Consider the following 26,619-nt stretch of genomic DNA (forward strand, 5'->3'; position numbering starts at 1 on the left):
CCCTCCAACGGGGAGGGGCGACCGGCGGCGCTCGGCGCAGGAGAGCCGCCGGCCGTACAGAGCCGGGGCGGGTACGGACAACGGCGTCCGTACCCGCCCCGGCTCTACGCTGTTCGGATGCGCATCTCCAGCCGCCTCCGCCTGATCGCCCTCGCCGTCGTGCTGCTGGGCGCGCTGGCGGCCACGGCCCTGTACGCGACCGGGCGCCATCACGGCCCGTCCGGGCCCGCTACCGCGACCCGCACGGCCGCCGCGGGCACCGTCTGCCAGAGCCGGCTGCCCGGCCAGGCGCGCGACACCCTGGTGCTGATCGGCAAGGGCGGCCCCTACCCGTACCGCACCGACGGCGTGGTCTTCGACAACCGCGAGAAGCGGCTGCCCAAGGAGCCCAGCGGCTACTACCACGAGTACACCGTGGTCACCCCGGGCTCGGGGGACCGCGGCGCCCGGCGGATCGTCACCGGCGGCGCGGGCGAGGAGTACTGGACGGCGGACCACTACGCCACCTTCCAGCGGATCGACGCCCGCTGCTGAGGGCCCGCTACCCGACCCGGGACCGGGTCCAGGTGATCCGGTGGTAGGGCCCGTGCGGCCCCGTCGCCAGCAGGGTGCGCAGTTCGCGCAGCACCGTGGCCGCGTCGGTGCGCAGCTGGTGCGGGGTGGCGCGGACCACCGGCAGCCGGGCCGCCTGCAGGCGGTTGCCCCGGGTCAGGGTCCGCTCGTAGTCGGCCGGACGCAGGTGCCAGGCCCGCGAGTCGATCTCCAGCGCCACGCAGGACTGCGGCCAGAACGCGTCGGGGATCGCCAGGAACCGGCCGTCCAGCAGCAGCACCGGGTTCCACAGCGGCTCGGGCAGGCCGCCGCGGCGCAGCACCTCGCGCGCCTCGCTCTCCGCGATCGAGTAGATCCCGCAGGTCAGCTCGTCGGCCACCTGCCGCACCTGGGGCAGTGCCACGGTGGCCGGCGGTCCGCCCAGCAGCCGGGCCAGCAGGTCGGCCCGCTCGCAGTGCCGGCCCTGCACCGCCTCCGCGCACAGCGCCCGGAACTGCCGGGTGCTGGTCAGGTGCGGCGCGACGTCGGCCAGCGCGCGCCCCACCCCGACGCTCCACAGGCCGTCGTCCCGCTCGAAGCCGGCCGGCAAGGCGCTCGATCTCGCGGGGGAGCGGTGCACCCGGACGAAGTCCCGGCTGGCCACCCGCCGCCCGGCCGGGATCAGGACGTCGACCACCTCGACGTCCGAGGGGTGCCCGGCGCTGGCCAGCCCGGCGTCGGCCAGCACGGCGAGCCCGGTGAGCAGGACCGAGCCGGGCATCGGCCGCTCGCCCTTCGGAGCGGCGTAGCTGAGCGCGGCGCGCAGCCGCTGATGCGGTGTCAGCCGTCCGCTCTGCAGGCAGATCACCCGCGGCAGGACCCGCTGCCAGGGCCCGCCCGGGCGCAGCCGGTGCGCGATGGTCCCCGACGGGACCCCGTGTTCGATCAGCTGCGCGCGGGTGACGATGTGCTGCTGGTCGGCGCCGAGCAGCCGGACGGAATCGAGGGCAGTCATGGCGGGGTGGTGCCCAACAGAACCGTGGGTATGCGAAATATCCCCCGCAGGGGGTCACCGTCGCCGCAGGTTGACTCCGGCCCCGCGCGGGGCCGGGCCCGGTCAGACCGCGATCAGCGAGCCGGCGTGTCTGACGCACTCCTGGTCGAGTTCGCGTCCCATGCCCCGGTCGATCCGCCGCTCCGGCGCGCTCGGCGCGATCGCCGCCGCGATCCGCAGCTCGATGATGTCGCGCACGGCCGGCCACTCGTCGGCCAGGATCGAGTAGAAGGCGGTGCTGCGCACCACCCCGTCCAGCCCCCGGCTGTGGGCCCGGCGCACCCCCTCGGAGGTGGCCCCGAGCCGCTCGATCGCCGCGCGCGAGCGCAGGTTGCGGGCGTCGGCCCGCAGCGAGATCCGCTGCACGCCCCAGGCCTCGAAGGCGTGGCGCAGCATCAGCAGCTTGGCCTCGGTGTTGATCCCGGTGCCCTGGGCGAGCGGCGACAGCCAGGTGCGGCCGATCTCGGCGGCGTCCGGCACGGCGGTGTCCGGGTCGCCGATCGGGCCGGCGGGCAGCGGCGGCCAGACCACCGGGCCCTGCCAGTAGTCGAGTTCCAGGAACCGGGTGGAGCCGACCACCAGACCGTCCGAGGCGCGCACGGTGGCGAAGGCGAGCGAGCGGCCGGCGGCCTGGTCGGCCTGCGCGGTGGCGATGAACTCGCGCGCGGCGGCCAGGTCCTGCGGGACGGCGGTGAAGGCGTACGTCGTGCGGTCCTTCGAGCCGGCCGCGGCCAGGGCTTCGGCGTGCTGCTCGGAGAGGGGCTCCAGCCGAACGGTGCGGCCGGTGAGGGTGACAGGTGCTGGCACGGAACCTTCGGTCCTTCGGCAGTCGGAGGGACCCTCGCGCCCGGGTGACGGGCGTCCGGGAGTGGACAGTTCGCCCCGCCCCGAGGTGTTCCACCACGCCCCGGGTACGCCGGAGCTCGGCCGTACGGCGGGGTGGGGGTGGCCCGAAGGCAGGCAGCGCGGTGCCGGAGCGGGCACGGTTCACGAAACCGGTCCGGCGGGGAGGTGCGGGGGGACAGTGTGCGTCCGCGAGATGGCCGAGAGGGGAAGGAGTGCGCGAAGGGAAGCAGGCGGCCAGGTGAAGGCAAGGTGCGATGTGGGTGGCTGCTCGTGCATGGATCGGGACCGCGGCCCACGGCGTGACAGACGACGTGGCGACGACGCGATGATGCGTGGCAGCGAGAGGACCATACCCGGCTTGGCCCCGTGCGTCACTTCGCGGCACGCGGGTCGGCTGCGCGAGTGTGCCGATGCTACGCCCCGCCGGGCATCGAAGGCCAGCGGCCCGCCGACTTTCCCCGCTCTGACCTGCACCGATGGCCCGGGTGGCGGCCGGGCGCCGGACATCGGGCCCGGTCCGGGGATGAGAGGATTCCAGCGTTGCCCCGGCGGCCGGGAATGTCGGTGCCGCGCGGCACGCTGGTGTGTAGACCGGAGTGCCACCGCCGGCCGGGATCGGTACGGCGGGGCGGCGCTCCGGGCAGGTCAGAGCCGACGACGAGAAACGGTTGGGTGCGCGGTGCGTGATCCCGAGGCGCTGTACGAGCTTGAACCGCAGGGCGTGGCGGCGGTGGCGGCTGCGAACGCGGCCGTGACCTCGACCGCCAAGGGCGGACTGGTGCTGCTCTACCACTTCGAGGGCTTCATGGACGCGGGGGAGGCCGGCGAGCAGGTGATGGCCCATCTGCTGGCCCAGGGCAGCCCGCAGGTGGTGGCCAGGTTCGACCACGACCGGCTGGTCGACTACCGGGCCCGCCGGCCCGCGATGACCTTCGACCGCGAGAGCTGGACCTCCTACGAGCCGCCGCAGATCCTGCTCCAGCTGGTCCAGGACGCCACCGGCACCCCGTTCCTGCTGCTCACCGGCCCGGAGCCGGACGTCGAGTGGGAGGCCTTCGCCGCCGCGATCGCCGGCCTGGTGGAGCAGCTGGGGGTGCGCCTGGCGGTGGACTTCCACGGCATCCCGATGGGCGTGCCGCACACCCGCCCGGTCGGGCTGACCCCGCACGGCAACCGCCTCGACCTGGCCGCCGGCTACCCGCAGTGGTTCGAGAAGGCCCAGGTGCCCGGCAGCGCGCAGGCGCTGGTCGAGTACCGGCTGGCCGAGGCCGGCCACGAGGTGCTGGGCTTCGCCGTGCACGTGCCGCACTACGTGGCCCGCTCCGCCTACCCGGCCGCCGCCGTGCTGATCCTGGAGGCCGTCCAGTCCGCCACGGGCCTGGTGCTGCCCGGTCACCAGCTGCGCGAGCGGGTCGGTGAGGTCTACGCCGACATCGAGGAGCAGCTGGCCCAGGGCGACGGCGAGCTGCGCTCGGCGATCCGCGGCATGGAGGGCCAGTACGACGCGGTGGCCGGCGCCGAGGGCCGCGAGAGCCTGCTGGCGGAGGCCGCCGAGCTCCCGTCGGCCGACGAGCTGGGCCGCCGCTTCGAGGAGTTCCTGGCCGAGCACGAGCGCGGCGAGCAGTAGGGCCGCTCGGGCGCCGGGAGTCATCGGCGCCCGGTCGTTCGTTGCTTCGGTGGTGGTGACCGACCGTCACGACCGGGTGGCCATGACCTCCATGGCGACGGCCTTCGGGAGGCGGGGGTGAACGGCCGAGCCAGGTGTGGCCGTATCACCGGTGCGGGCGCGGGCACGCTGGCCGTGCTGCTGGCGCTGGGCGGTTGCTCCGGCGGTGCGAAGCCGGCCCCGCACGGGGCGGCCTCCGCACCGGGCGCCACCGCGTCGAGGCCCGCCGTGCCGAGCGGCCCGTACGTGGCGATCGGCGACTCCTACACGGCCGGGCTGAAGGTCGACCCGGCCGGCGGCGGAGTGCGCGGCTGCTCCCGCTCGGCGGCCAACTACCCCTCGCTGGTCGCCGCGGACCTGCACCTGGCGCCGGGCCGGTTCACCGACGTGAGCTGCTCCTCCGCCACCACGGCCGACCTCACGGCCGCCCAGCAGGTGGCCGGCGGCAGCAACCCGCCGCAGCTGGACGCGCTCAGCGCCGCGACCGGGCTGGTCACCATCGGGATCGGCGGCAACGACGCGGGCTTCATGAAGGTGATGGAGCACTGCGCCGAGCAGGGCGTGGCCGCCTCGCTGCTGCGGGCGGTCGATCCCAAGGGCGCCAAGGACGCGCCCTGCCGGGACTCGTACACCGCGGCGGACGGCAGCGACAAGCTGACCGGGGTGATCGGCACCGTCGGGCAGAACGTCGCCGGGGTGCTGGGCGAGGTCACCCGCCGGGCCCCGCACGCCAAGGTGTACCTGGTCGGCTACCCGGCGCTGCTGCCCGCCGACCCGGCACGCTGCGGCTCGCTGCTCGGCGGTGCGGTCACCGCCGGTGATCTGGCCTTCCTGGCCGCGCAGGAGCAGCGGCTGAACGCGGAGCTCAAGAACCGGGCCGAGGCGGCCGGCGCGGTGTTCGTGGACACCTACACGCCCTCGCTCGGCCACGACATGTGCTCCGGCCAGTCGACCCGCTGGATCGAGCCGCCGTTCCCCGCCGCCGGGCGCGCCCCGCTGCACCCGAACGCGGCGGGCCAGCAGGGGATGGCGGCGGCGGTGCTGCGGAGCGTCCGCGGCGGCTGACGGCGGCTGACGGCGGCTCAGGGCGCGATGGGGCGGCGCCGCCCGGGTGCGGCTGCTCAGGACTCGCGCTGGTAGCGCCCCGGGGTGGTGCCGAAGGCCAGCCGGAACGCCTCGATGAAGGCGCTCGGCGAGCGGTAGCCGGCCGCCGCCGCCACGGCCGTCACCGAGCGCCCCTCGGCGAGCAGGGCCAGCGCGTGCTGCAGCCGCAGTTGGGCCCGCCACTGCGGGAAGCTCAGGCCGGTCTCGCGCCGGAACAGCCGGCTGAGGGTCCGCTCGCCGGCCCCGACCGCCGCGCCGAGCTGGGCCAGGGTGCGCGGATCCGCGGGGTCGGCGGCCAGCAGCCCGGCCAGGTCGCGCAGCCGCGGGTCGCGCGGGGTGCGCAGGCCCAGCGGCAGCTCCGGGGCGGCCCGCAACTGCTCCAGTACGGCCTGCTCCAGGGTCGCCCGCCCCAGCGCCTGCGGCCCGGTCAGGGCGGCGATCAGCTCGCGCAGCAGGGGTGTGAGGGCCAGCACGGTGGGCCGGTCCAGGCTGAGCGGATTGAGTGCGGCCGCGAAGGCCAGGCAGCGCAACTCGGTCGGGCCGTGCGCCTGGTGGGCGTGCGCGACGCCGGCCGGCACCCAGACTGCGCGGTGCGGCGGGACCACCCAGCTGCCCGCGGGGGTGAAGACCCGCAGCACTCCGAGGCCCGGCGAGATCAGCTGGTTGTCGGAGTGCAGGTGCCAGTCGACCCGCTCCCCGTGGGTGAGCGGCCGCCGGACGGGTCCGGCCGGGTCATGGCGGGTTGGCGACATATGTTGGCAGAGTAGCGGAAGCCGGCAGCCACCTCGCCGGGCCAGGCTGGCGGTATGAATCCACCAGCCACCAGTACGGCGGCACCCGGGGGGACCGGCTGGCGCCGGATGCGCCTGTGGGGCCTGGCCCATGCCGTCGACGATCTCTACCAGGGCCTGGTCCCGGCCGTGGTGCCCTACTTCGTGCTCGACCGCGGCTACGGCTACCTGGCCGCCGGCGGGCTCACCCTGGCCGCCACCCTGGGCAGTTCGGTGCCGCAGCCGTTCATCGGCCTGGCCGTGGACCGGTTCGCGCTGCCCCGGCTCGCGCCGGCCGGGGTCGCGGTCGCCGGGCTCGGCCTCGGCCTGTCCGGGTTGGTGCGCCCCTATCCACTGGTCTGGCTGCTGGTGCTGCTCTCGGGGCTCGGGGTGGCGATGTTCCACCCGGCGGCGGGCAAGGCGGCCCGGGTGGCGGCCGGTGACAGCGCCGCCGCGATGAGCGTCTTCGCGGCCGGCGGCAGCGTCGGCTTCTTCCTGGCCCCGGTGCTGGCCACCCCCGCGCTGGTGGCCTGGGGCGTGGGGGCCACCGCGCTCTTCCTGCCGCCCGCGCTGCTGATGGCCTGTGCGCTGCTGCGGGCCGGGCGGCGTCACCACGGCGCGGCCACCGCTGCCGCAGGGGTGCGCGCGGGCAGCGACCGCTGGGGACCGTTCGCGGTGCTGACCGCGGTGGACGTGGTCCGCTCGGTGGTCTTCTTCGGCGTCAGCACCTTCGTCGAGCTGTACTGGCTGCGCCACCTGCACGCCTCGCACCTGCTCGGCGGCGTCGCGCTGGCCTGCTTCCTGGGCGGCGGGGTGGCCGGCACGCTGGGCGGTGGGCGGCTCGCGGACCGGATCGGCCTGGTGCGCACCATCCAGCTGGGCACCGCGTTGACGGTGCCGGCGCTGCTGGCCCTGCGGCTGACGCCGGGGCAGTACCCGCCGCTGCTCTTCGCGCTGCTGGCGGGTGCGGCGCTCAACCTGCCGTTCGCGGTGCAGGTCAAGCTGGGACAGGACTACCTGCCGAGCCGCCCCGGTACCGCGGCGGGGGTGACGCTGGGCCTGGCCGTCAGCGTGGGCGGCCTGGTCGCTCCGCTGCTCGGCCTGATCGCCGAGCGGCACGGTCCGCAGGGGGTGCTCGCGGTGCTCTGGGCGGTGCCGCTGCTGGGCGTGGCGCTCGGGTGCTTCCTGGTCGAGCCGGCGCCAGCGGTCGGAGCGACGGCTCAGGCGGCCACGGCCCGGACGAGCGATCCGGCCGGCAGGTCGCGGTAGCGGCGCAGCGGGGAGAACCACAGGGTCAGTCCCGCCAGCGGCAGCGCGGCGCAGGTCAGCCACATCGCGGGCAGCACCCCGAGCCAGCCGGCCAGCGCCCCGCCGACCAGTGCCCCGAGCGGCATCAGGCTGTAGTTGACGAACGAGCCGCTCGCGGTGATCCGGCCGAGCAACTCGGTGGGGATGTAGCTCTGGGTGAAGGTGGCGCGCAGCACGTTGCCCGCCACCACGCCCGCCGAGACGGCCGCGGCGCCGACCAGGTAGCAGAGCATCCCGGCGCCCGGGCCGGTGAGCGGGACGAGCAGCTCCAGGGCGGGCAGCACGATCAGGAAGAGGAGCAGCGCCCGGGCGGTGCCGAGCGCGGCGCCGACCCGGCGGGCCACCAGCGCGCCCACGATGCCGCCGATGCTGGCGGCGCCGATCAGGGTGCCGAGCGCGCTCTCCGGCAGCTGGGCACGGCCGAGCAGGAAGACCACCTGGATCGACTGGGTGGCCGTCAGGGAGAGGTTGGCCAGTGCTCCGTAGATCATGAAGCAGCGCAGCCAGGAGTCCCGGGCGATCACCCGCAGTCCCTCGCCGACCTCGCTGAGCAGGGTCGCCCGCTTGCGGTCGCCCGGTGGGGTGAGCGCCTCGCGCTGGCGGATCGAGCCGGTGCAGAGCAGTGAGACCACGAAGGTCACGGTGTTCGCCAGCAGGCTGTCCACCGGGCCGAAGACCTGCGCGAGGGCGCCGCCGGTGCCCAGGCCCACGATCTGGGCCGCCGAGGCGCTGCCCTGCAGCTTGGCGTTGCCCTCGGCGCGGTCCGCCGCGGCCACCAGGCTCGGCAGGTAGGCGGTGTAGGCGGTCTGGAAGAAGACGGCGCTGGTGCCGGCACAGAGCGCGACGAGCAGCAGCTGGGGATAGCTCAGCAGGCCGAGGACGGCGGCCACCGGAACGGTCAGGTAGAGCAGCAGCGAGGCGGCGGCCGAGGCCAGCATGACGGTCCGCCGGCGCAGCCGGTCCACCCAGGCGCCCACCGGCAGGCCGATCAGCAGCCAGGGCAGCCAGGTGGCGGCGGTCAGCGCGGCCACCTCGAAGGCGGTGGCGTGCAGTGCGGTGACGGCGATCAGCGGTAACGCGAGGCCGGTGACCGAGGAGCCGTACTTGCCGGCCACCTCGCCGGTGAAGAGCAGCCTGAAGTCGCGGTGGCGGCGCAGCAGGCTGCGCTGGGGCACCGCGGCCCAGGAGGTGTCGGCGACGTCAGCGGTGGCGGTGGAGGTCTTCACTCGGACTCCTCGGTCGGCGCGGCCGGTTCGGTCGGCTCGGTCGGTTCGGGCAGCATGGGCAGGTTCTGGAACTGGATCAGGACGGGCTGGGCGTCCGGCGGCACCGGTGCGTCCGGACCGGGGACATGGCGCTTGACCACCGCGGTCAGCTCGGCGTTCAGCGCCCGCAGCTGATCGGGCGTCATCCGTACGTCGCCCCAGTCCGACATCTGACCGGCGCCGACCCAGTCGCCGGTGAGCGGCACGGACAGCGCCCGGGCGGCCCGCTGGAAGGTCCGCTCCAGGTAGTGCCGCTGGTAGGCCTCCAGGGCCTGGCGGGTCTGCGGATCGCCCTGCATGTCGCGGGTCCTGAGTACCAGCGTGCGGTCCTTGCGCCGCCACCAGCGCTCGCGCTTGGTGCCGCGCCCTTCCTCCTCCTCGATGTAGCCGTGCTCGGCCAGGTGGCGCAGGTGCCAGCTGACGGTGCCGGTGTTCTCGCCGAGCTGGGCGGCGAGCCTGGCCGAGGTGGCGGGGCCCTGGTCGCTGAGCAGGTCCAGGATCCGCATCCGCAGCGGGTGGGCGAGGGCGCGCAGGCTGCGCGGGTCGACGGTCCGGGAGCCGGGCGTCGGGGTGGGCTCGGTGGGCCCGGCGGGGGTTTCGTTGGTCACGGTGAAGACCCTAGCTTGCAGAGTGTTCTCTGCATAGGAGATTCTGCAGAGAGTTCTCTGCAACATTTCGAGCGCGCTGCTCCGGAACCGTCACAGCGGCGGCGTACGGTAGCTGTCCTATGGACGCCACGTACGCTGCCGCGCACCAGGACCCGCACGACGACCGACCGAACGGCCCATCCGGCGGCCGACCCGACGAGCACGCCGAGGCCCGTTGGGTGCCCGAGCCGGACAAGCGCCCGGGCCGCACCGCCTACCAGCGCGACCGGGCCCGGGTGCTGCACTCCGCCGCGCTGCGCCGACTGGCCGGCACCACCCAGGTGGTGGTCCCGATGCGCAGCGACTTCCCGCGTACCCGGCTCACCCACTCGCTGGAATGCGCCCAGGTGGGGCGGGAGTTGGGCGCTGCGCTGGGCTGCGACCCGGACCTGGTGGAGACCGCCTGCCTGGCGCACGACATCGGCCACCCGCCGTTCGGCCACACCGGCGAGGAAGCCCTGGACCAGGCCGCCGAGCGGTGCGGGGGCTTCGAGGGCAACGCCCAGTCGCTGCGCATCCTGACCCGCCTGGAGCCCAAGCGCTTCGCGCCGCTCGACGAGGCCCCGGCCCGGCTGGCCCCCCGCCCCGGGCGCAGCGTCGGCCTCAACCTGACCCGGGCCGCGCTGGACGCCGCCACCAAGTACCCCTGGCCGCGCGGCGCCCACCCGCTCGATCCGGACTCCGCCAAGTTCGGCGTCTACGCCGACGACCTGCCGGTCTTCCGCTGGCTGCGCTCGGGGGCCCCGCAGGGCCGCCGGTGCTTCGAGGCCACCGTGATGGACTGGTCGGACGACGTCGCCTACTCCACCCACGACGTGGAGGACGGCCTGTACGCCGGGCACATCGACCCGGCCGCGCTGCGCAGTGCGGACGAGCGGGCCGAGCTGTTCAAGGTGGCCGAGCGGTACGCGCCCGGCGCCGAGCCCGAGGAGTTCGGCGCCGCGCTGGACCGCCTGCAGGCCGAGGAGTGGTGGCCCGCCTCCTACGACGGCACGCCGCGCGGGCGGGCCGGGCTCAAGGACATGACCAGCCAGCTGATCGGCCGGTTCTGCCTGGCCGCCGAGCAGGCCACCCGGGCGCGCTACGGCCCGGGGAGGCTGACCAGGTACGCGGCCGAGCTGGTGGTCCCCACCGGCGTGCGGCTGGAGTGCGCGGTGCTCAAGGCGGTCGCCGTGCGCTACGTGATGCAGCGCGACGAGCAGGCCCAGCTGCGGGCCCGGCAGCGGATCGTGATCGCCGAACTGGCCGAGCTGCTGGCCGCCGGCGACCCGGCCGAGCTGGACCCGGTCTTCGCCGCCCAGTACGCCGAGGCCGAGGACGACCAGGGGGCGCTACGCGCCGTGATCGACCAGATCGCCACCCTCACCGATGCCTCGGCACTGGCCTGGCACGGCCGCCTGGTTTCCGCCGCCCGACCGTGAACCGACCCCGTACACTTCCAAGGTGGCGGGACGGATCAGGGATGAAGACGTGCAGGCGGTGCGCGACGCGCTGCCCATCGACGTGGTCGTCGGCGACTACGTGCAGCTCACCAACGGTGGCGGGGGTCAGCTGAAGGGCGTCTGCCCGTTCCACGACGAGAAGTCCGCCTCCTTCTACGTCAGTCCGAGCAAGGGTGTCTTCCACTGCTTCGGCTGCCAGGAGAGCGGCGACACGATCTCCTTCCTGATGAAGATCGAGCACTTCTCCTTCGCCGAGGCCGTCGAGCGGATGGCCGCGCAGGCCAACATCACGCTGCGTTATGAGGAGGGCGGCTACTCCTCGCGCGGGCAGCAGGGCGAGCGGACCCGGCTGGTGGAGGCCCACAAGGTGGCCGCCGCCTGGTACCGCGAGCAGCTGGAGACGCCCGAGGGCCAGATCGGCCGCACCTTCCTGGCCGAGCGCGGCTTCGATGCCGAGGCGGCGGCCCGGTTCGGCGTCGGGTACGCCCCGGCCGGCTGGGAGCACCTGGTCCGCTACCTGCGCGGCAAGGGCTTCACCGACCGGGAGATCCTGCAGGGCGGCCTGGCCTCGCAGGGCCAGCGCGGCGGGCTGATCGACCGCTTCCGCGGTCGCCTGGTCTGGCCGATCCGGGACGTGGCGGGCGAGGTGGTCGGCTTCGGCGCGCGCCGGCTGCGCGAGGACGACAACGGGCCCAAGTACCTCAACACCCCCGAGACGCCGATCTACAAGAAGTCGCACGTGCTGTACGGCATCGACCTCGCCAAGAAGGAGATCGCCAAGTCGGGGCGCGCGGTGGTGGTCGAGGGCTACACCGATGTGATGGCCTGTCACCTGGCCGGTGTCACCACGGCGGTGGCCACCTGTGGCACCGCCTTCGCCGAGGACCACATCAAGATCATCCGTCGGCTGCTGATGGACACCAGCCAGTACCGCGGCGAGACGGTCTTCACCTTCGACGGCGACGCGGCCGGCCAGAAGGCCGCGCTGCGCGCCTTCGAGGACGACCAGAAGTTCGCCGCCCGCACCTCGATCGCGATCACCCCCGGCGGCATGGACCCGTGCGAACTGCGCCTGGCCCAGGGCGAGGAGGCGGTCCGCGAGCTGATCGCCAACCCGGTGCCGCTCTTCGAGTTCGCGCTGCGCTCCACCGTCGCCCGGCACCGGGTGGACGCGGCCGAGGGTCGCGCGGCCGCGCTGGAGGAGGCGGCCCCGATCGTCGCCAAGATCAAGGACCCGTCGATCCGGCACGAGTACGCGGTCCAACTCGCCGGCCTGCTCGGCATCCTGGACGAGCAGTTCGTGGTCCGCCGGGTGGGTCAGATCGCCCGCTGGCAGCGCGAGTCGCCGCAGCAGGGCCGCGGTCAGCAGCAGCGCCGGATCGAGCCGCAGGCCGCGCCGCCGCGGCCGGTGCTGCGCCTGGACCCGCGCGACCCGGCGCAGTTCGTCGAGCGCGAGCTGCTCAAGCTCGCGATGCAGCACCCGGAGCTGGTGAGCCCGGCCTTCGACCAGTACGGCGAGGAGGAGTTCACGGCGCCGCCGTACGCGGCCGTGCGCCGGTCGATCGGCAAGGCCGGCGGCACCACCTACGGTGCCGCGCTGCCGCACTTCCTCACCCAGGTCCAGGAGAACGCCGAGAACGACCAGATCCGCTCGCTGATCAACGAGTTGACGGTCGAGCCGGTGCGGACCCGGCGCAAGCCGGACGAGATCTACGCGGGCGAGTTCCTGGTCAAGCTGCGCCGGGCCTCGGTCAGCCGCCGGGTCCAGGAGGTCCGCGCCCAGCTCCAGCGGCTGGGCAGCCGCGCCACGGCCGAGGAACTCGCTCCGGTGCAGCAGGAGTTGTGGGCGCTGCAGCAGTACGACGACAACCTCAAGACGCGCGGGTCCGCCGGGCTGTGAGCCGCACGGCTGCCCGGCCGAGCGGTTGGTGACGGATTTTCAGCAGCGCCCCTCTCGGCGTCGGCCTGTGGCGTACCCCACACTGAAGGGGTCTTTAGTCCGTCGACGTCCGGGCGTCCTCGCCCGCGGAGGGTGGGCCCCTTGGAGATCGTCAGAGCGCCCGAGGCGGTGCCGCCGACCGCCGGGTTCGCGGCCGGATTCGGCCCCGCCGCGCCGGATCCCGGCCCCACCGCGGCGGGGCCGGCGTCGGACGCCGACGAGCCCGAGGCGGACGAGGCGGACGAGCCGGACACCGACGCGTTCGAGGCCGAGCCCGAGCCCGAGACCGAGACCGAGGTCGAGACGGAGCCCGAGTCCGAGAGCGAGGAGCCGGACGATCGCGGCCCGTCCGCGGCATCGGCCCAGGACGCCCAGGGCCCCGCCGCCGACCTGTTCCGCCAGTACCTGCGCGAGATCGGCCGGATCAAGCTGCTGTCCGCGGTCGAGGAGGTGGAGCTCGCCCGGCAGGTCGAGGCCGGCCTCTTCGCCGAGCAGCACCTCGCTGAACACGGCCTGCCCGAGGGCCCGTTGGCCGACGAGCTGGACCAGCTGGTGGTGCTCGGCCGGATCGCCAAGCGGCGGCTGATCGAGGCCAACCTGCGTCTGGTGGTCTCGGTCGCCAAGCGCTTCATCGGCCGCGGCCTGACCATGCTGGACCTGGTCCAGGAGGGAAACCTCGGACTGATCCGGGCCGTTGAGAAGTTCGACTACACCCGCGGCTACAAGTTCTCCACCTACGCGACCTGGTGGATCCGTCAGGCGATGAGCCGCGCGCTCGCCGACCAGGCGCGCACCATCCGGGTCCCGGTCCATGTGGTCGAGCTGATCAACCGGGTGCTGCGGGTGCAGCGCCGGCTGCTCCAGGAGCACGGCACCGAGCCCACCGCCGCCCAGTTGGGCCTGGTGCTGGAGCTGTCCGAGGCACGGGTGCGCGAGGTGCTGCGGCTGGCCCAGGAGCCGGTCTCGCTGCACACCCCGATCGGCAACGAGGAGGAGGTGGCGCTCGGCGACCTGATCGAGGACGCCGACGCCACCTCCCCGGCCGAGAGTGCCGCCTTCCTGCTGCTGCGCGAGCACCTGGAGGCGGTGCTGGCCACGCTCGGCGAGCGCGAGCGCAAGGTGGTGGAACTGCGCTACGGGCTCGCCGACGGGAGGCCGCGCACCCTGGAGGAGATCGGCGCGCTCTTCGGGGTGACCCGGGAGCGGATCCGCCAGATCGAGGCCAAGACCCTGGCCAAGCTGCGCGATCACGCGTTCGCCGACCAGTTGCGCGGCTATCTGGACTGACCGTCCGTCACCTGCTACGGCACGGTCCACTTCTGCGCACCGGTGCCGTTGCAGTCGTAGATCTGCAGCTGGTTGCCGTCGGTGGTGTCACTGTTCGGCAGGTCCAGGCAGCGGCCGGAGGGCGGATTGAGCAGCGAGCCGTCCGGCCGCGGCCACCACTGCTGGGCCCCGGTTCCGTTGCAGGTCCACAGCTGCACCTTGGTGTTGTCGGCCGTTCCGCTCTGGGTGACGTCCAGGCAGCTGCCGAAGGCCTGGACGCTGCCGTCGGAGGCGAGCGTCCACTGCTGGGCGGCGGTTCCGTTGCAGTCCCAGATCTGCACCGGGGTGCCGCTGGCGGTCTGACTGTGCAGCACGTCCATGCACTTGCCGGCCAGTCCGGTCACCTGCCCGGTGACCGGGGTGGCAGGACCGACGTCGAAGGACGGTGGGGCGTCCGCCGCAGCCGAGCCCCAGGAACTGGCGGTGCTGCTCAGCGCGTACTGCAGGGTGCCCCCGTTGCTGATGAGGCTCTCCGGCAGCCAGGGCTGCTCGGAGGCGGCGCCGTTGACCGTCAGCCCGGTCACGTAGGGCGCGTTGTCCGCGGCGGCCGGGGCGTTGAGGTTGATCACCACGCCGTTGCCGCGGGTGATCGTGATGGCGGGGAAGAGCGGGCTGGCCATGGCCAGTTCGGAGCGCCCCGGCACCTCCGGGTAGAGGCCGACCGCGGCCCAGACGGCCCAGGACGAGAGTTCCCCGAGGTCGTCGTTGCCGGGCTCGCCGTTCGGAGCGTCGGAGAAGAGGGTCGTCAGCGCCTGGCGGACCACGGCCTGGGTGCGGGAGGGGCTGCCCGCGTAGTCGTAGATCCAGGGGGTGGCCACCGAGGGCTCGTTGCCCAGGTAGGCGTAGGGCGCGTTGGTGCCCGCGTTGAGGTGGCCGAAGAAGGCGTCGAGCCGGCTGCTCACCGCGCTGTCGCCGCCGAGGGTGGCGATGAGGCCCTGCAGGTTCTGCGGGACCAGCCAGGTGTACTGCGAGCTGGTGCCCTCGGCGAAGCCGCTCGAGGAGGTCGGGTCCTGGGCCTGGAAGCTGTGGTCGGTGTTGCGCGGACCGATGTAGCCGGTCCCGCTGTTGAGCAGGTTGCGCCAGTCCTGCGCCCGGTGCAGGAACTCCTGCCAGACCGTGGAGTTGCCCAGGCGCTGGGCGAGCTGGGAGATCGCGAAGTCGGCGCTGGCGTACTCCAGGGTCACCGAGGCCGATTCCGAGTCGGCGCTGGCGGGGACGTAGCCCATCGCGTCGTACCCCTCGTGGTCGCCGCGCTCCTTGTCGTTCTCGGCCCCGGTCACCGCGAGCTGCAGCAGCGTCTGGGCGTCGAAGCCGGTGGCGCCGAAGGCGTACAGATCGCTGGCGATGATCGTCATCGGATCCCCGACCATCACCCCGGTCCCGGTGTTGGCCAGCGTCCAGCGGTCCAGGTAGCCGTCCTGCTGTCCCTGGTTGACGATCGACTGGCCGATGTCCGAGGCCTGTTGCGGCGCCAGCAGCGCCAGCAACTGGATCTGGGAGCGGTAGATGTCCCACCCCGAGAAGTCCGCGTACTGGGTGTGCCCGGCGGCGACCGTGTGCTGCTGGCCGTCGAAGCCGATGTACTGGCCGTTCACGTCGCTGAAGACGCTCGGGTCCTGCAGCGCGTGGTACAGCGCGGTGTAGAAGGTCCGGGTGTCCGTGCTGCTGCCTCCGGAGACCGCGATCCGGCTCAGCATGCTGTCCCAGCTCGCCCGGGTGGCCGTCTGCACCTGCCCGAAGGTGTCGGAGCCCTGCTCGGCCTGCAGATTGGCCTGGGCGCCCGCGACGCTGACGAAGGAGAGGCCGACGCGGGCGGTGACGGTCTGACTGGTCGTGGTGTCGAAGGAGAGCTGGGCCAGGGAGCCGCCGGAGACGCTGGCCTGGCTGAAGGGGTGGTCGAAGGCGACCGTGAAGTACAGCCGGTAGTGGTTGCCGCTGTTGCAGAAGTTGCCGCTGTCGGTGTACCCGGAGAGCTGCGCGCTGCCCAGGGTGATGCTGCCGGTGGCGGCGTTGGCCGCGGTGCCCGCATCGACGGTGAGCGAGGCCTGCTGGCCCGCCGGGTAGCTGAACTGCGCGATGCCCGAGCGCGGGGTGGCGGCCAGGTCGGTGCGGATCCCGTCGTCCAGGGTGACCGAGTAGGTGCCCGGCGAGGCGGACTCGTTCGTGTGCGAGAAGGTCGAGGATGCGACCGGTGTGCTGCCCAGGAACGGCATGAACGGGACGTTGTCGTAGTCGCCGCAGCCCGCGCCGGATATGTGGGTGAGGCTGAAGCCGTGGATCCGGTTGTCGTCGTAGACGTAGCCGCCTGGCTGCCTGCTGACCGTGTCCGGGCTCCACTGCACCATCCCGAGCGGGGCCACGGCGCCGGGGAAGGTATTGCCCGCCATACCCCCGCCGCCGTAGTCGTCGGTGGGTGACTGCGTGCCGACGAAGGGGTTCACGTACTGAGCCGGGTCGTCGACCGTGGTCGCGGCAACTGCTCCGCCCGAGGCGGCGGTTGTGTGGACGACGACCGGTTGCTGGGTGGCGGGGCGCCCTGCGCAGCTCGCCGCGACGAGTGTGGCGCAGGCGACCAGGGTGGCCGGGCCCTGCCGCCGCCAGGGGCGGGTTGTGCGCTTGGTGCGACAGGGACCGGTTGGCCGGGTGGGGTTGGACGGGCGGGACGGTGGGCGCACGGGGCAGGGGCGCCGATGGGATCTCAGGATGCGCACGGGTTCCTCCTACTGACTCCCCGTCAGTGTTCCCATGCGGAGGGTAGTAAATCTGAGGATCTCCCACGCAATCGGCGAATCTTCGGTACACTACGCCGCCACCCCTGCCTCCCGTCCGGTCAGTGGTGGAAGCCGCTCTCCGGCTCGATGCCCCGCTCCTGTGCCGGGCCCGGCTGGCGCGAGAGTTCGGGCAGCAGCCGGGCGAGGTCGGCGAGCAGCATGTCGGCCAGGTCCATGGTGAACCCGTTGCGGCAGACCATCCGGAGCACCGACAGGTCCGTCCGGTTGTCCGGGAAGGTGTACGCGGGCACCTGCCAGCCGCGTTCGCGCAGTCGCCGGGAGACGTCGAAGACGTCGAAGGCCGTCACCTCGTCGGCCACCGTGAAGGCGAAGACCGGCAGCTCGTCACCCCGGGTGAGCAGTCGGAAGGAGCCCAGCTTCTCGACCTCGGCGGCCAGATGGCGGGCCACCCGGCGACAGGACTGTTGCACCGCGCGGTAGCCCTCGCGGCCCAGCCGCAGGAAGTTGTAGTACTGCGCGACCACTTCGGCACCGGGCCGGGAGAAGTTGAGCGCGAAGGTGGGCATCTCGCCGCCCAGGTAGTTGACCTTGAAGACGAGCTCCTCGGGCAGTGCCTCGTGGTCGCGCCACAGCGCCCAGCCCACGCCCGGGTAGACCAGCCCGTACTTGTGTCCCGAGGTGTTGATCGAGGCGACCCGGGGCAGCCGGAAGTCCCAGAGGAGGTCGGGGTCGAGGAACGGCGCCACCATGCCGCCGGAGGCGCCGTCCACGTGCACCGGGATGTCCAGGCCGGTGCGCTCCTGCAGCTCGTCGAGCGCCGCGCAGATCTCCTGGACCGGCTCGTAGGAGCCGTCGAAGGTGGAGCCCAGCACACCCACCACGCCGATGGTGTTCTCGTCGCAGAGCGCCAGGGCCGACTCGGCGTCCAGGTGGTACCGCTCGCCCTCCATCGGCGCGAGCCGGCACTCCACCTCCCAGAAGTTGCAGAACTTCTCCCAGCAGATCTGGACGTTGACGCCCATCACCAGGTTCGGCCGGGCCCCGGCGTCGTACCGGTCCTGGTTGCGGCGCATCCAGCGGCGCTTGAGCGCCAGGCCGGCGAGCATGCAGGCCTCGCTGGAGCCGGTGGTGGAGCAGCCGACCACCTGCTCCGGGTCCGGTGCGTGCCACAGGTCGGCCAGGATCGCCACGCAGCGCCGCTCCAGTTCGGCGGTCTGCGGGTACTCGTCCTTGTCGATCATGTTCTTGTCGGCGCACTCGACCATCAGCCGGTCGGCTTCCGGCTCCATCTGCGTGGTGACGAAGGTCGCCAGGTTGAGCTTGGCGTTGCCGTCCAGCATCAGCTCGTCGTGGATCAGCTGGTAGGCGATGTGCGGCGGCAGCGGTGCGTGGTGCAGCCGGTGTTTGGGCGGAGCCATCCGCATCGCTCCGACCGGATCGGCCTCGCCCAGGAGGGCGTTGACGGCCAGTCGGTGGTCCGCGCTCGAGCCGGGGTGCAGCGCCATGCCTCAGAAGCCCTTCGTGGGAGACCAGGGCTTTCCACGCTAGGCCATCTCAGCGATCTCCGGGTGGGTTTGGTCCCGCACCACGCCGTACTGCTGCCGAATGGCGGTGCCGAACGGCTGATCAGGATCTGGTTCGAAGGTCTGCGCCTCGGGCAGCTCCCACTGCGGCGGTTCGGGTGTGCCGGCCAGTGCCCAGGCGGCCTGCCGGGCCGCGCCGCGCGCCGCGTGGTCGCCCGGCGGCGGGATCAGCACCGGTACGCCGAAGATCGCCGGGGCGATCTCGCGCACTGCCGGCAGTCGCCCGACCGCCCCGAGCAGGAAGACCCGACGGACCGTCACGCCCCTGGCGCGCAGCGCGTCCAGCGCGTCGGCGATGTTGCAGAGCATGCCCTCCACGGCCGCCCTGGCCAGGTGCTCGGGCGTCATCGACTCGGCCCGAAGGCCCGTCAAAGTGCCTGCGGCGTGCGGCAGTCGGGGCGTGCGCTCGCCCTCCAGGTAGGGCAGCAGCACCATCCCGTAGGCGCCGGGGGAGGAGCGCAGTGCCAGCTCGCTCAGCCCCTCCAGGTCGCGCCCGAGCAGGTTGGCGGTGGAGCGCAGCACCTGGGCGGCGTTGAGCGTGCCGATCATCGGCAGGTGGTGACCGGTGGCGTCGGCGAACGAGGAGACGGTGCCGCTGGGGTCCACCACCGGCTGCTCGTGCACCGCGAAGATGGTCCCGAAGGCGCCGAGCGAGACCACCGCGTCGCCCGGCCGCAGGCCGAGGCCGAGGGCGGCGGCCATGTTGTCGCCGGTGCCGGCCGAGATCAGCAGGCCCTCGGGGGTGTGCCCGGCGGGCTCGTTGGGGCCGAGCACCTCGGGCAGCCGCAGCAGCTCGTGGCCGAGCGCCAGCTTGATCAGGTCCTGCCGGTACTCGCCGGTGATCGGCGACCAGTAGCCGGTGCCGGAGGCGTCGCCGCGGTCGGTGGTGCGCCGCTGCGGGTGGCCGAGCAGCTGCCACACCAGCCAGTCGTGGGGCAGCAGCACCTCGGCGATCCGCCGGGCGTTGGCCGGCTCGAACTCGGCCAGCCAGCGCAGCTTGGCGATGGTGTAGGTGGCCGCCGGGACCGCGCCGATCGCCTCCGTCCAGGCGGCCGGGCCGCCGAGCGCGTCCACCAGCGCGGCCGCGGCGCCCGAGGAGCGCGGGTCGGTCCACAGCAGCGCCGGGCGCACCAGCACGCCGCCCGCGTCCAGGCCGATCAGGCTGTGCTGCTGGGCGGAGACGCCGATCGCCCGCACGCCCTCCAGCAGGCCGCCGGTGGCCGCCTCGCCCAGCGAGTGCAGCCAGGACTGCGGGTCCGCCTCGGTGGCGCGGGCCTGCGAGGCCTCGGAGGCCGGGTGCGGGGCCTTGCCGGAGCGCAGCACGGCCCCGGTGTCGGCGTCACACGCGACGATCCGGGTGCGAAGGGTCGAGCTGTCGATGCCCGCGACGATGGCCATGAGAGAGATCATGCCGCAGCCGGGGCCGCTCGTTCCGCCGTCCCGGGCAAGTGTTGCCCACTCGGTACGCCCGCCACGGCCGGTGGGCCCCGGCCGTCACCCACGGCGGCCGCCCGTGAGCGCACGGCGAGAGCCGGCCCCCACGGGCGGACCCGCTCACGGGCGCACGGTGCCCCAGCTGTCGTCCGCCTCCCGCTTGCGGTTGAAGCAGGACACCCGGTCGGTGAGCGCGTTCGGCAGTTTCTCGCCGACCCGTCCGGTGACCGCGCCCACCGCCTTGCCCGCCGCCGAGCCGGCCGACTCCTTGGCCCGCTGGGTCGCGCTCTGCACCGTCGGGTGCTGAGCGACCTTCTGGGCGGCGGCGGCGATCTGCTCATAGCGCTGCCGGCCGGCCCGGGCTCCCAGCACGTAGCCGGTCGCGGCCCCCACGACGAACGTCAGCTTCCACATCTCTTGGGCCTCCACCCTCTCCACGCGGCGCCTGCCGCGATGCCCTACCCGTCCCGCCGGCCGGCGAACCGCCCCGCGTCCCGTCCAGCATCCCCGCCCCGGACCCGCGCGGCGCGCCGGGGCACGCCGGAGGGGGCGAAGCCGGCCCGGGGCGGGGCCGCTCCGCGAAAGCGATTGGCGGAGCACCCCCCTGGATGCGCTAATGTATGTCCCGCAGCAAGCGCCCGACAGTGTGCGCTGCGAACAACACAATCCCGCATAGCTCAATTGGCAGAGCAGCCGACTGTTAATCGGCAGGTTATTGGTTCGAGTCCAATTGCGGGAGCTCAAGCAACTGAGCCGGTGTCATCCGGTTCGGGTCGCTTGGCGCAGTGATCCCCCATAGCTCAATTGGCAGAGCAGCCGACTGTTAATCGGCAGGTTATTGGTTCGAGTCCAATTGGGGGAGCAGTCAGACGCCCTCCGGTCCGCCGGGGGGCGTTTCGTCGTTCCCGCCCCCGCCGCCGGCTCCTGCCGCCCCGGGGCGGCGGCCCGAGGGGGCCGACCCGCCGTCAGCCGGTCTCAGGCGATGGCCTGCTGGTAGAGCGCCGAGACCCGGTCGTCGAAGCTCACGCTGTAGGAGACGTCCGGGCTGTCGCCGCCCTGCTGGTAGCCGCCGATCACGCCCACCACCGTGCCGCCGCCCCCGCCCGGTTCCAGGTCGGTGAGCCAGGGGCTGCCGCTGGTGCCGTCCGAGAAGCCGCCGCAGTCGAAGCGCTCCTGGGTGGCGCTCTGCGCGGTGGTCCTGGTCGAGCAGGTGATCGGCGCCTCGTGGTCGTACGGGTAGCCGGTGACCGTGACCGTCAGGTCGAAGCCGCGGTTCACCCCCAGCCGGTTGCCGCCCACCACGTCCTCGATCTGCTTGCCGTCAACGGGCTCGACCGTGAGGAACGCCACGTCGTACTCCGGGTCGGCGTCCTGCTGCCAGCGCTCGTCGGTGATCACCCGGTCCACCGTCCAGGTGCCGAGCGCCGTGTCGCCGTTGCGGTAGCCGGGCGCGAAGGACAGGCCGGTCATCGGGGTGCCGTCGGCGTTGGTGACGCAGTGCGCGGCGGTGATCAGCAGGTCGCGGGCCGGGCTGGTCACCACGCTGGCGGTGCAGGAGCGGCTGGTGCCCTGGTCGGCCAGCAGCACCCCGACCCGCTGGTCGAGCGCGTCCGGTGGGGCGGCGCTGGCGCTCAGCCCGGGCGGCGGGTGGGCGCCGGGCGGCCGGCAGCCCGCGGCGACCAGGACGCCGGCCAGCGCGGCGCCGATCGTCAGCGCGCGGCGCGCCTGCCCCCGCCCGGTCATCCGCCGCACCCTTCGGTCCGCTCCGGGCGCGGTCGCGCCGGACGTCAGCCTCAAGATCTACCAGGCCGACACCGGCCCACGCCAGGTGCGGTCCGGTCCGGGGCGGGCGACCGGCGCCGGCTCAGCCGGTGGCGCGGTCGTAGAGCGTCTGGACGGCGTCGTCGAAGTAGCTGGTGTAGGAGATGTCCGGGGTGTTCCCGCCCTGCTGGTAGCCGCCGATCACCCCGACCACGGTGCCGGTCTTGGTCCGCGGGTCGAAGCCGGTCACCCACGGGCTGCCGCTGGTGCCGCCGGTGTAGTCGGGGCAGGCGATCCTCAGCTGGGTGGCGCTCTGTTCGGCGGTGGTGTTCATGCAGGTGATCGGCACGTCGGCGGTGCTCGGGTAGCCGGTCATCCGCACCGGCAGCTGGTAGCCCTTGTCGACGCCGAGCTTGTTGGCCCCCAGCACCTGCTGCACCTGCTTGCCGCCCTGCGGCTGGACGACGGCGAAGGCCACGTCCAGGTCCGGGTTGCCCTGCTGCGCCCAGCTCGGGTCCACCGTGATCGCCGTCAGCGGCCAGACGCCGTTCGGTGCGTCCCCGCCGCGGTAGCCGGGGACGAAGACCAGGTCGGCCCGCTGGCCCACGCCGGGGTCGTAGACGCAGTGCGCGGCGGTGACGATCAGGTTCTGCCCCGCGCTGTCCACCACGCTGGCGGTGCAGAAGTGGTCGCCCGAGGCGTCATTGGTGAAGACCGCGCCGACCAGCGCGTTGACCGGGGTGGGGGAGGCGGTCCGGGTGGTGCCCTTGTGCTTGTCGAAGGCGGCCAGGAACCGCTGCTTGTTCCAGCCGTGGTGGTGTGCGCCCGGCGAGGCGCTCGCACCGGCCGAGGGGCTGAGGGAGAGCGCCTGGCCCGGTCTCCCGGCGGACGAACCACAGCCCGTCGCCGTGACCGAGATCACCATGACGGCCGCCAGGCCGAGCGGCACGCTACGCGCCGTCATAAGACTCCCTCCACGGGCTCCTGAGGCACCAGCTTCACTCGGGCGGCAGTGCCCTGCCACCCCGGCGCCGGCCGGGCTCCGGGCGACCCGTGACCAGCGGGACCGGGCCCGGGAGCGCATTCGTGGTGCGCCCCCGGCGCGCACCACGGCTGATCGACCGGATATGCTGCCCGAGGCGGCCCAGCAGGGCCGTCTGTGCTGCGATGGACAGCCACTGTGGTGGCCAGTACCGACGCGGTGAGTCGGGGCGGTAGCTCAGCCGGTTAGAGCAGGGGACTCATAATCCCTGGGTCGTGGGTTCGAGTCCCACCCGCCCTACTCCAGGATCCTCGGGGTCCATCCATCGAATCCCGGTGGCTGACCTGCGGAAACCCTCGCTCGCCAGGCCAGAGCATAGGGCACCGGGTTGCCTTCGGGCCCCGTGCCACGCCGGAATTCACCTCCTTGGCCGAACCGTTGGCGCCGGTCAGCTCCGGGTGAAGGTGCGGGTGGCCGCGGCGGCGATGGCCAGGCCCAGGCTCCAGCCGAGGACGGTCAGCACCACCGTGACCACCGCCGGGACCCCGTGGTACTGCCACGCGTCGGACTGGCCGAAGTGGATGATCGGGATCAGGTGGTCGGCGGCGTAGAGCACCGGGTTGAAGGCCGACTCGTCCTCGGTGCTGATGTGTTGCGGCCGCACGGTGCTGAAGTAGCAGCTGGCCACGACCAGCAGGCCGATCGCCCAGCCGAAGGCGCGCATCGGCCGGTAGCCGTAGCCGACCAGGGCGTCCAGCAGCCGGCCGGGTATCCGCCGGTACCAGGGCAGTTGGGCGCTGAGCGAGCGCATCTTCGCGAGCAGCACGGTCCGGGCCTCGCCGTCGTTGCCGAGCGCGCGGTAGTAGGCGGCCAGTTGCTCGTAGGGCTGGGCGCGGTAGCCGCCGGTCCTGGTCCGGTCGGTGCGCACCTGGCGGCGCAGCAGCTGCAGCCGCTCGCGGGCCTCCAGGTAGCGGGCGAAGGAGCCGTAGCTGAAGCCGTCCAGGTTGAGCCGGTTCGGCCAGGAGGCCAGGTCGTCGCGGATGCCGGACTCGGCGGTCGCACCGTAGAGGGTCAACAGGGCGTCGGGGCTGGTCATTCCGCCCAGGTCGAGGTGGCCGAAGCGGGCCCCGTTCAGCCGGATCTCCCCGTCGGTGCTGAAGCCGTTGCTCAGGTACACGGTGCCGGCCACCACCATCCGGCCGGCGTTCAGCACCGGCCGCTCGCCGGTCGTCAGCGGGGGGCGGTGCAGGATCGCCCCGTTCATCATCAGGCTGCCGCCGATCCGCGCGCCGATCAGGCTCATCGAGCCGTGGGCGGTGAAGACCGGCGCTGTGGCGGTGCTGCGGTCGGGGCGAAAGGAGGCCTCACTGGCGACGGTCATCGAGGTGCCGTTGAACGCGCCCTGCGGGCCGGTCAGCGTGGCACCGTCGAACAGCAGGGCGCTGCCGATGTGCGCCCCCGGCAGCCGCACCTCGCCGAGCGCCTCCAAACGCTGGGCCAGCAGGCTTCGGCCGATCCGGGCGCCACCGGCGTTCAGGGACTTGCCGTCGGGTGCGGTGTTGCGCAGCTTCGCGTCGTTCACCGTCACCTGGCCGTTGACCACGGCGTTGATCAGGCTGAACGAACCGGTGACGGTGATCCGGTTGGCCAGCAGGCTGCCCTCGACCATGATGCCGTCGGCGTGCACCGCCAAGTGCTCGCCGCCCTCGACCACCGCGTCGCGCAGGTCGAGGGTGCCGTGCACCTGGGCGCCGTACGCACTGAGGGTGGTCAGGTGGGAGTTGCTCAGATCGATCGGCCCGGTGGTCGCCTCGTCCAGCGTGATCGGCCCCTCGAACCGGCAGCCCTGCAGCAGCAGCTGGGAGCTGAACTGCCCGTGTGCCCCGTCGAGTCGACCGGTGATCAGGGCCCCGGCGAGCCGCAGCGCCGAGACCGCTCCGGCCACCGCCGGCCGGGCGCCGAGCAGCAGCGCGGCGATCACCTCCCCCCGCACCACTCGCTCGGCACCCCACCGGTGCGCCTGCGCTGGACGGTCCAACTCCTCGTCCCCGGAGCGCAGGTCGACCAGGTCGCCGTGCGGGAAGGCCTGCCAGACCCGCCGCTCGACCGCGCTGAGCCGGCCGAGTCGGCGGGGTATCTCACTGGTCCTGGGATGGCGGATACGGCTCATGGCGACCATGCTGCCGCATCCCGCCGACGCCGTCGGGAGGATCACATCCCTGAGCGGGCGTCAGGCCCGGGCGGTGTCCGGCCGGGCACTAGCTGAGCCGGTCGGTCAGCCAGCGAGCGCCGCGCAGCACGGCGGCCCGGCGGCGCTGGCGCCGGGAGTTGAGGCGCGCCTGGGCGGGAATCCGGCCCGGCGGGGTGGCGGCCAGGTCGGCGAGCCGGGTGGCGGAGCGGGCCAGCTCGGCCAGCAGCCGACGGCGGCGCTCCGGCTCGCCGGTGTGCGCCAGGGCGGCGTGCAGGCCCTCGATCTCGGCGACGGCCGCGGCCAGGCGCAGGGTGGCGGAGTCGGTGGACGCGTGGTCCCCCCAGGACATGGTCAGCGTCGTTCCTTTCGCAGCTCGGACAGGTCAACGGGGTCGAACGGCTCGAAGGGTGGTGCGCGGGCGGGTCAGCCATAGCTGAGTCCGCTGCAGGCGTCGGCGTCGGCGGGACGGGTGTTCTGGGCGATCCCGCCGGGCACCGTGCCCGGTGAGGCGTTCGGCGTGCTGCTGGGGCCCGCGGCGGCGAGCGCCGTGGCGTAGTCGGTGCCGAGGGTGATCGTCACCGTGGTGCTCTCGGAGTCGGCCCGGACGTCCGCGCCCGGGAACAGCCGGGCGAGCCGCTCGGCGTCGGCCTGGTGGCCCGGGCCGTAGCCGATGCTGGTGACGGCGCGGTCGATGCCGTCGTCCTCCTCGGTGACCTGCTGGTAGCCCTGGGCCCGCAGGTCGCGGATCGCCTTGAGGGTCACTCCGGGGGTGTGCGTGCCGTTCTGCACGGCGATCGGCACCGTGAGATCGGCGGGCTGGGTGGCGCTCGCGCCGGCCGGGGCGGAGGCGGTCGCCCGGCCGGTGCTCCGGCCGTCCAGTGTGCGGTCCTGGCGCAGCAGCGTCCACAGAGTATCGGCGTCGGGGTGGAGCAGTGCGACCCGGTCGCCGGCGTACCGCCAGGGCGCCGTGACGAAGGTGATGTCGGCCAACTTGACGCCGTGCAGCGACTGGACGAAGGAGGCGAGCTTCAGCGGGCTGCCGAGTCCCTGGTCGACGGTGAGCGACCTGGTGGCCGCGTCGGCCAGCGGGAGCAGCGTGGTGAGGTCGAAGCCCTGGGCCTGGATCTTCTGGATCAGCGCGGACAGGAACGCCTGCTGACGCCGCATCCGGCCGATGTCCGAGCCGTCGCCGATCCCGTGCCGGGCCCGCACGAAGGCCAACGCCTGCTGGCCGGAGACGTTCTGACGGCCCTTCCTGAGCCGGATGCCGAAGCCGTCCACGTCGTTGGGCACGCAGACCGGCACACCACCGACCGCCGAGGTCATCGCGGCGAAGCCCTTGAAGTCGACCACGACGGTGTGGTCGATCCGCAGACCGGTCAGCGTCTCCACGGTGTTCTGCGAGCAGGCCGGGTTGCCGTTCGGCGCGCCCCCGACCGAGAAGGCGGAGTTGAACATCTGGTTGTGCTGCGGAGCGGTCCACCGGCCGCCCGGCAGCAGGCAGGGCGGGATGTCCACCAGGGAGTCGCGCGGGATCGAGACCCCGACGGCGTGCCGGTGGTCGGCGTAGACGTGCAGCAGGATCGCGGTGTCCGAGTTGCCGGTGCCCGACTCGCCGCCCGCCAGCTCCTGGTTCCCGTTGGCCCGGCTGTCCGAGCCGAGCAGCAGCACGTTGACGGGGGTCGCGCCGGAGGCGTCGCTGGGGCCGGCCGGGGGGCGGCTGGCGGCGACGCCCGCACTGTCGAAGGTGCTGAGGTTGCCGGTCAGGTGCTGGTAGAGCCAGAAGCCGGCGCCCGCGGTGAGCAGCACCAGGCCGGCGGCGGTCGCGGCGGCGATCCTGATCAGCCGGCGGCGTCGCGGCTGGGCAGGTCCGGAGTCGGGCCGTAAGGTGGGGTCTTCGGCCGTGGGACGGGAGCGCTGTGGTCCGAGGTGGCCCTCGGGATCGGTCATGGGGCGGTCTCCGCGCGGTCGCCGGCGAGCCGGTTCGGGTGCTCGATAGGACGGCTCGGCCGGATGGCCAGTTGCACAGTTGCGCAAT

At 73.3% G+C, this 26,619-nt stretch carries 21 protein-coding genes and 3 tRNA genes; 10 read left to right on the top strand and 14 right to left on the bottom strand.

The features are described from left to right. Positions 1-117: 117 nt before the first annotated feature. Positions 118-534, top strand: coding sequence for a ribonuclease domain-containing protein (locus OG294_RS28155; RefSeq protein ID WP_327069338.1), 417 nt, complete (start codon positions 118-120; stop codon positions 532-534). A gap of 7 nt (positions 535-541) precedes the next feature. Here the strand turns inward: OG294_RS28155 and OG294_RS28160 are convergent, their stop codons facing one another. Together OG294_RS28160 and OG294_RS28165 are read right to left on the bottom strand one after the other, a co-directional pair. After that, positions 542-1,546: a hypothetical protein gene (locus OG294_RS28160; RefSeq protein ID WP_327069339.1), complete on the bottom strand. Its 1,005-nt coding sequence runs from the start codon at positions 1,544-1,546 to the stop codon at positions 542-544. A gap of 102 nt (positions 1,547-1,648) precedes the next feature. After that, entirely contained in the window at positions 1,649-2,392 is a 744-nt protein-coding gene (locus OG294_RS28165; protein WP_327069340.1) for a GNAT family N-acetyltransferase, read from the bottom strand. A 718-nt stretch (positions 2,393-3,110) separates the two neighbouring features. Here OG294_RS28165 and OG294_RS28170 point away from each other — a divergent pair. Both OG294_RS28170 and OG294_RS28175 read left to right on the top strand, forming a co-directional pair. Next, positions 3,111-4,058, top strand: a complete 948-nt coding sequence (locus OG294_RS28170; protein ID WP_327069341.1) for a PAC2 family protein — start codon at positions 3,111-3,113, stop codon at positions 4,056-4,058. Between the two features lie 117 nt (positions 4,059-4,175). Further along, complete coding sequence (locus tag OG294_RS28175; protein ID WP_327069342.1) at positions 4,176-5,162, top strand: SGNH/GDSL hydrolase family protein; 987 nt, start codon at positions 4,176-4,178, stop codon at positions 5,160-5,162. A gap of 56 nt (positions 5,163-5,218) precedes the next feature. Here OG294_RS28175 and OG294_RS28180 read toward each other — a convergent pair whose 3' ends face one another. Beyond that, entirely contained in the window at positions 5,219-5,953 is a 735-nt protein-coding gene (locus OG294_RS28180; protein WP_327069343.1) for an AraC family transcriptional regulator, read from the bottom strand. 54 nt (positions 5,954-6,007) lie between these two features. Between OG294_RS28180 and OG294_RS28185 the strand changes: the two genes are divergently transcribed. Beyond that, on the top strand, positions 6,008-7,240 hold the full coding sequence (locus tag OG294_RS28185; protein WP_327069344.1) for an MFS transporter: 1,233 nt from the start codon (positions 6,008-6,010) through the stop codon (positions 7,238-7,240). Here the strand turns inward: OG294_RS28185 and OG294_RS28190 are convergent. Beyond that, entirely contained in the window at positions 7,192-8,505 is a 1,314-nt protein-coding gene (locus OG294_RS28190; RefSeq protein WP_327069345.1) for an MFS transporter, read from the bottom strand. The genes OG294_RS28185 and OG294_RS28190 overlap by 49 nt on opposite strands. Next, positions 8,502-9,152, bottom strand: a complete 651-nt coding sequence (locus OG294_RS28195) for an ArsR/SmtB family transcription factor (protein WP_327069346.1) — start codon at positions 9,150-9,152, stop codon at positions 8,502-8,504. The genes OG294_RS28190 and OG294_RS28195 overlap by 4 nt, the downstream gene beginning before the upstream one ends. Positions 9,153-9,271: 119 nt before the next feature. On the opposite strand from OG294_RS28195, the gene OG294_RS28200 reads away from it, so the two are divergent. From OG294_RS28200 to OG294_RS28210, 3 genes are all read left to right on the top strand, one after another. Further along, positions 9,272-10,612: a deoxyguanosinetriphosphate triphosphohydrolase gene (locus OG294_RS28200; RefSeq protein ID WP_327069347.1), complete on the top strand. Its 1,341-nt coding sequence runs from the start codon at positions 9,272-9,274 to the stop codon at positions 10,610-10,612. 22 nt (positions 10,613-10,634) lie between these two features. Next, complete coding sequence (gene dnaG / locus OG294_RS28205; protein WP_327069348.1) at positions 10,635-12,533, top strand: DNA primase; 1,899 nt, start codon at positions 10,635-10,637, stop codon at positions 12,531-12,533. 132 nt (positions 12,534-12,665) lie between these two features. After that, positions 12,666-13,859 carry an RNA polymerase sigma factor gene (locus OG294_RS28210; RefSeq protein ID WP_442789234.1) on the top strand — a complete coding sequence of 398 codons (1,194 nt, stop codon included), beginning with the start codon at positions 12,666-12,668 and terminating at the stop codon, positions 13,857-13,859. Positions 13,860-13,873: 14 nt separating this feature from the next. Here OG294_RS28210 and OG294_RS28215 read toward each other — a convergent pair whose 3' ends face one another. The 4 genes from OG294_RS28215 to OG294_RS28230 all read right to left on the bottom strand — a co-directional run bounded on the left by OG294_RS28215 (position 13,874) and on the right by OG294_RS28230 (position 20,061). Beyond that, on the bottom strand, positions 13,874-16,609 hold the full coding sequence (locus tag OG294_RS28215) for a GH92 family glycosyl hydrolase (RefSeq protein ID WP_327069350.1): 2,736 nt from the start codon (positions 16,607-16,609) through the stop codon (positions 13,874-13,876). Between the two features lie 119 nt (positions 16,610-16,728). Then, positions 16,729-18,135, bottom strand: a complete 1,407-nt coding sequence (locus tag OG294_RS28220) for a glutamate decarboxylase (RefSeq protein WP_327069351.1) — start codon at positions 18,133-18,135, stop codon at positions 16,729-16,731. 39 nt (positions 18,136-18,174) lie between these two features. Beyond that, a complete protein-coding gene (locus OG294_RS28225; RefSeq protein ID WP_327069352.1) occupies positions 18,175-19,611 on the bottom strand; it encodes an FGGY family carbohydrate kinase in 1,437 nt (478 codons plus the stop codon). A 156-nt stretch (positions 19,612-19,767) separates the two neighbouring features. Then, positions 19,768-20,061 carry a hypothetical protein gene (locus OG294_RS28230; RefSeq protein ID WP_327069353.1) on the bottom strand — a complete coding sequence of 98 codons (294 nt, stop codon included), beginning with the start codon at positions 20,059-20,061 and terminating at the stop codon, positions 19,768-19,770. Between the two features lie 252 nt (positions 20,062-20,313). On the opposite strand from OG294_RS28230, the gene OG294_RS28235 reads away from it, so the two are divergent. Continuing rightward, positions 20,314-20,386, top strand: a tRNA-Asn gene (locus OG294_RS28235). 50 nt (positions 20,387-20,436) lie between these two features. Beyond that, positions 20,437-20,509: transfer RNA gene (locus OG294_RS28240), tRNA-Asn, on the top strand. Between the two features lie 113 nt (positions 20,510-20,622). On the opposite strand, the gene OG294_RS28245 is transcribed toward OG294_RS28240, so the two are convergent. Together OG294_RS28245 and OG294_RS28250 are read right to left on the bottom strand one after the other, a co-directional pair. Beyond that, positions 20,623-21,390: a trypsin-like serine peptidase gene (locus OG294_RS28245; protein ID WP_327069354.1), complete on the bottom strand. Its 768-nt coding sequence runs from the start codon at positions 21,388-21,390 to the stop codon at positions 20,623-20,625. Positions 21,391-21,511: 121 nt separating this feature from the next. Further along, positions 21,512-22,372, bottom strand: coding sequence for a trypsin-like serine peptidase (locus OG294_RS28250; RefSeq protein ID WP_327069355.1), 861 nt, complete (start codon positions 22,370-22,372; stop codon positions 21,512-21,514). A 244-nt stretch (positions 22,373-22,616) separates the two neighbouring features. On the opposite strand from OG294_RS28250, the gene OG294_RS28255 reads away from it, so the two are divergent. Beyond that, positions 22,617-22,690: transfer RNA gene (locus tag OG294_RS28255), tRNA-Ile, on the top strand. A 148-nt stretch (positions 22,691-22,838) separates the two neighbouring features. Here OG294_RS28255 and OG294_RS28260 read toward each other — a convergent pair. The 3 genes from OG294_RS28260 to OG294_RS28270 form a co-directional block, all read right to left on the bottom strand. After that, positions 22,839-24,560 carry a hypothetical protein gene (locus OG294_RS28260; RefSeq protein WP_327069356.1) on the bottom strand — a complete coding sequence of 574 codons (1,722 nt, stop codon included), beginning with the start codon at positions 24,558-24,560 and terminating at the stop codon, positions 22,839-22,841. A gap of 88 nt (positions 24,561-24,648) precedes the next feature. Then, positions 24,649-24,930 (bottom strand): hypothetical protein, encoded by a 282-nt coding sequence (locus OG294_RS28265; RefSeq protein ID WP_327069357.1) that lies wholly within the window; start codon positions 24,928-24,930, stop codon positions 24,649-24,651. Between the two features lie 74 nt (positions 24,931-25,004). Beyond that, positions 25,005-26,531 (bottom strand): LCP family protein, encoded by a 1,527-nt coding sequence (locus OG294_RS28270; RefSeq protein ID WP_327069358.1) that lies wholly within the window; start codon positions 26,529-26,531, stop codon positions 25,005-25,007. Positions 26,532-26,619 lie beyond the last annotated feature (88 nt).

Origin of the sequence: Kitasatospora sp. NBC_01302, assembly GCF_035976515.1 — a bacterium.
In the GTDB taxonomy this organism is placed as follows: Bacteria; Actinomycetota; Actinomycetes; order Streptomycetales; family Streptomycetaceae; genus Kitasatospora.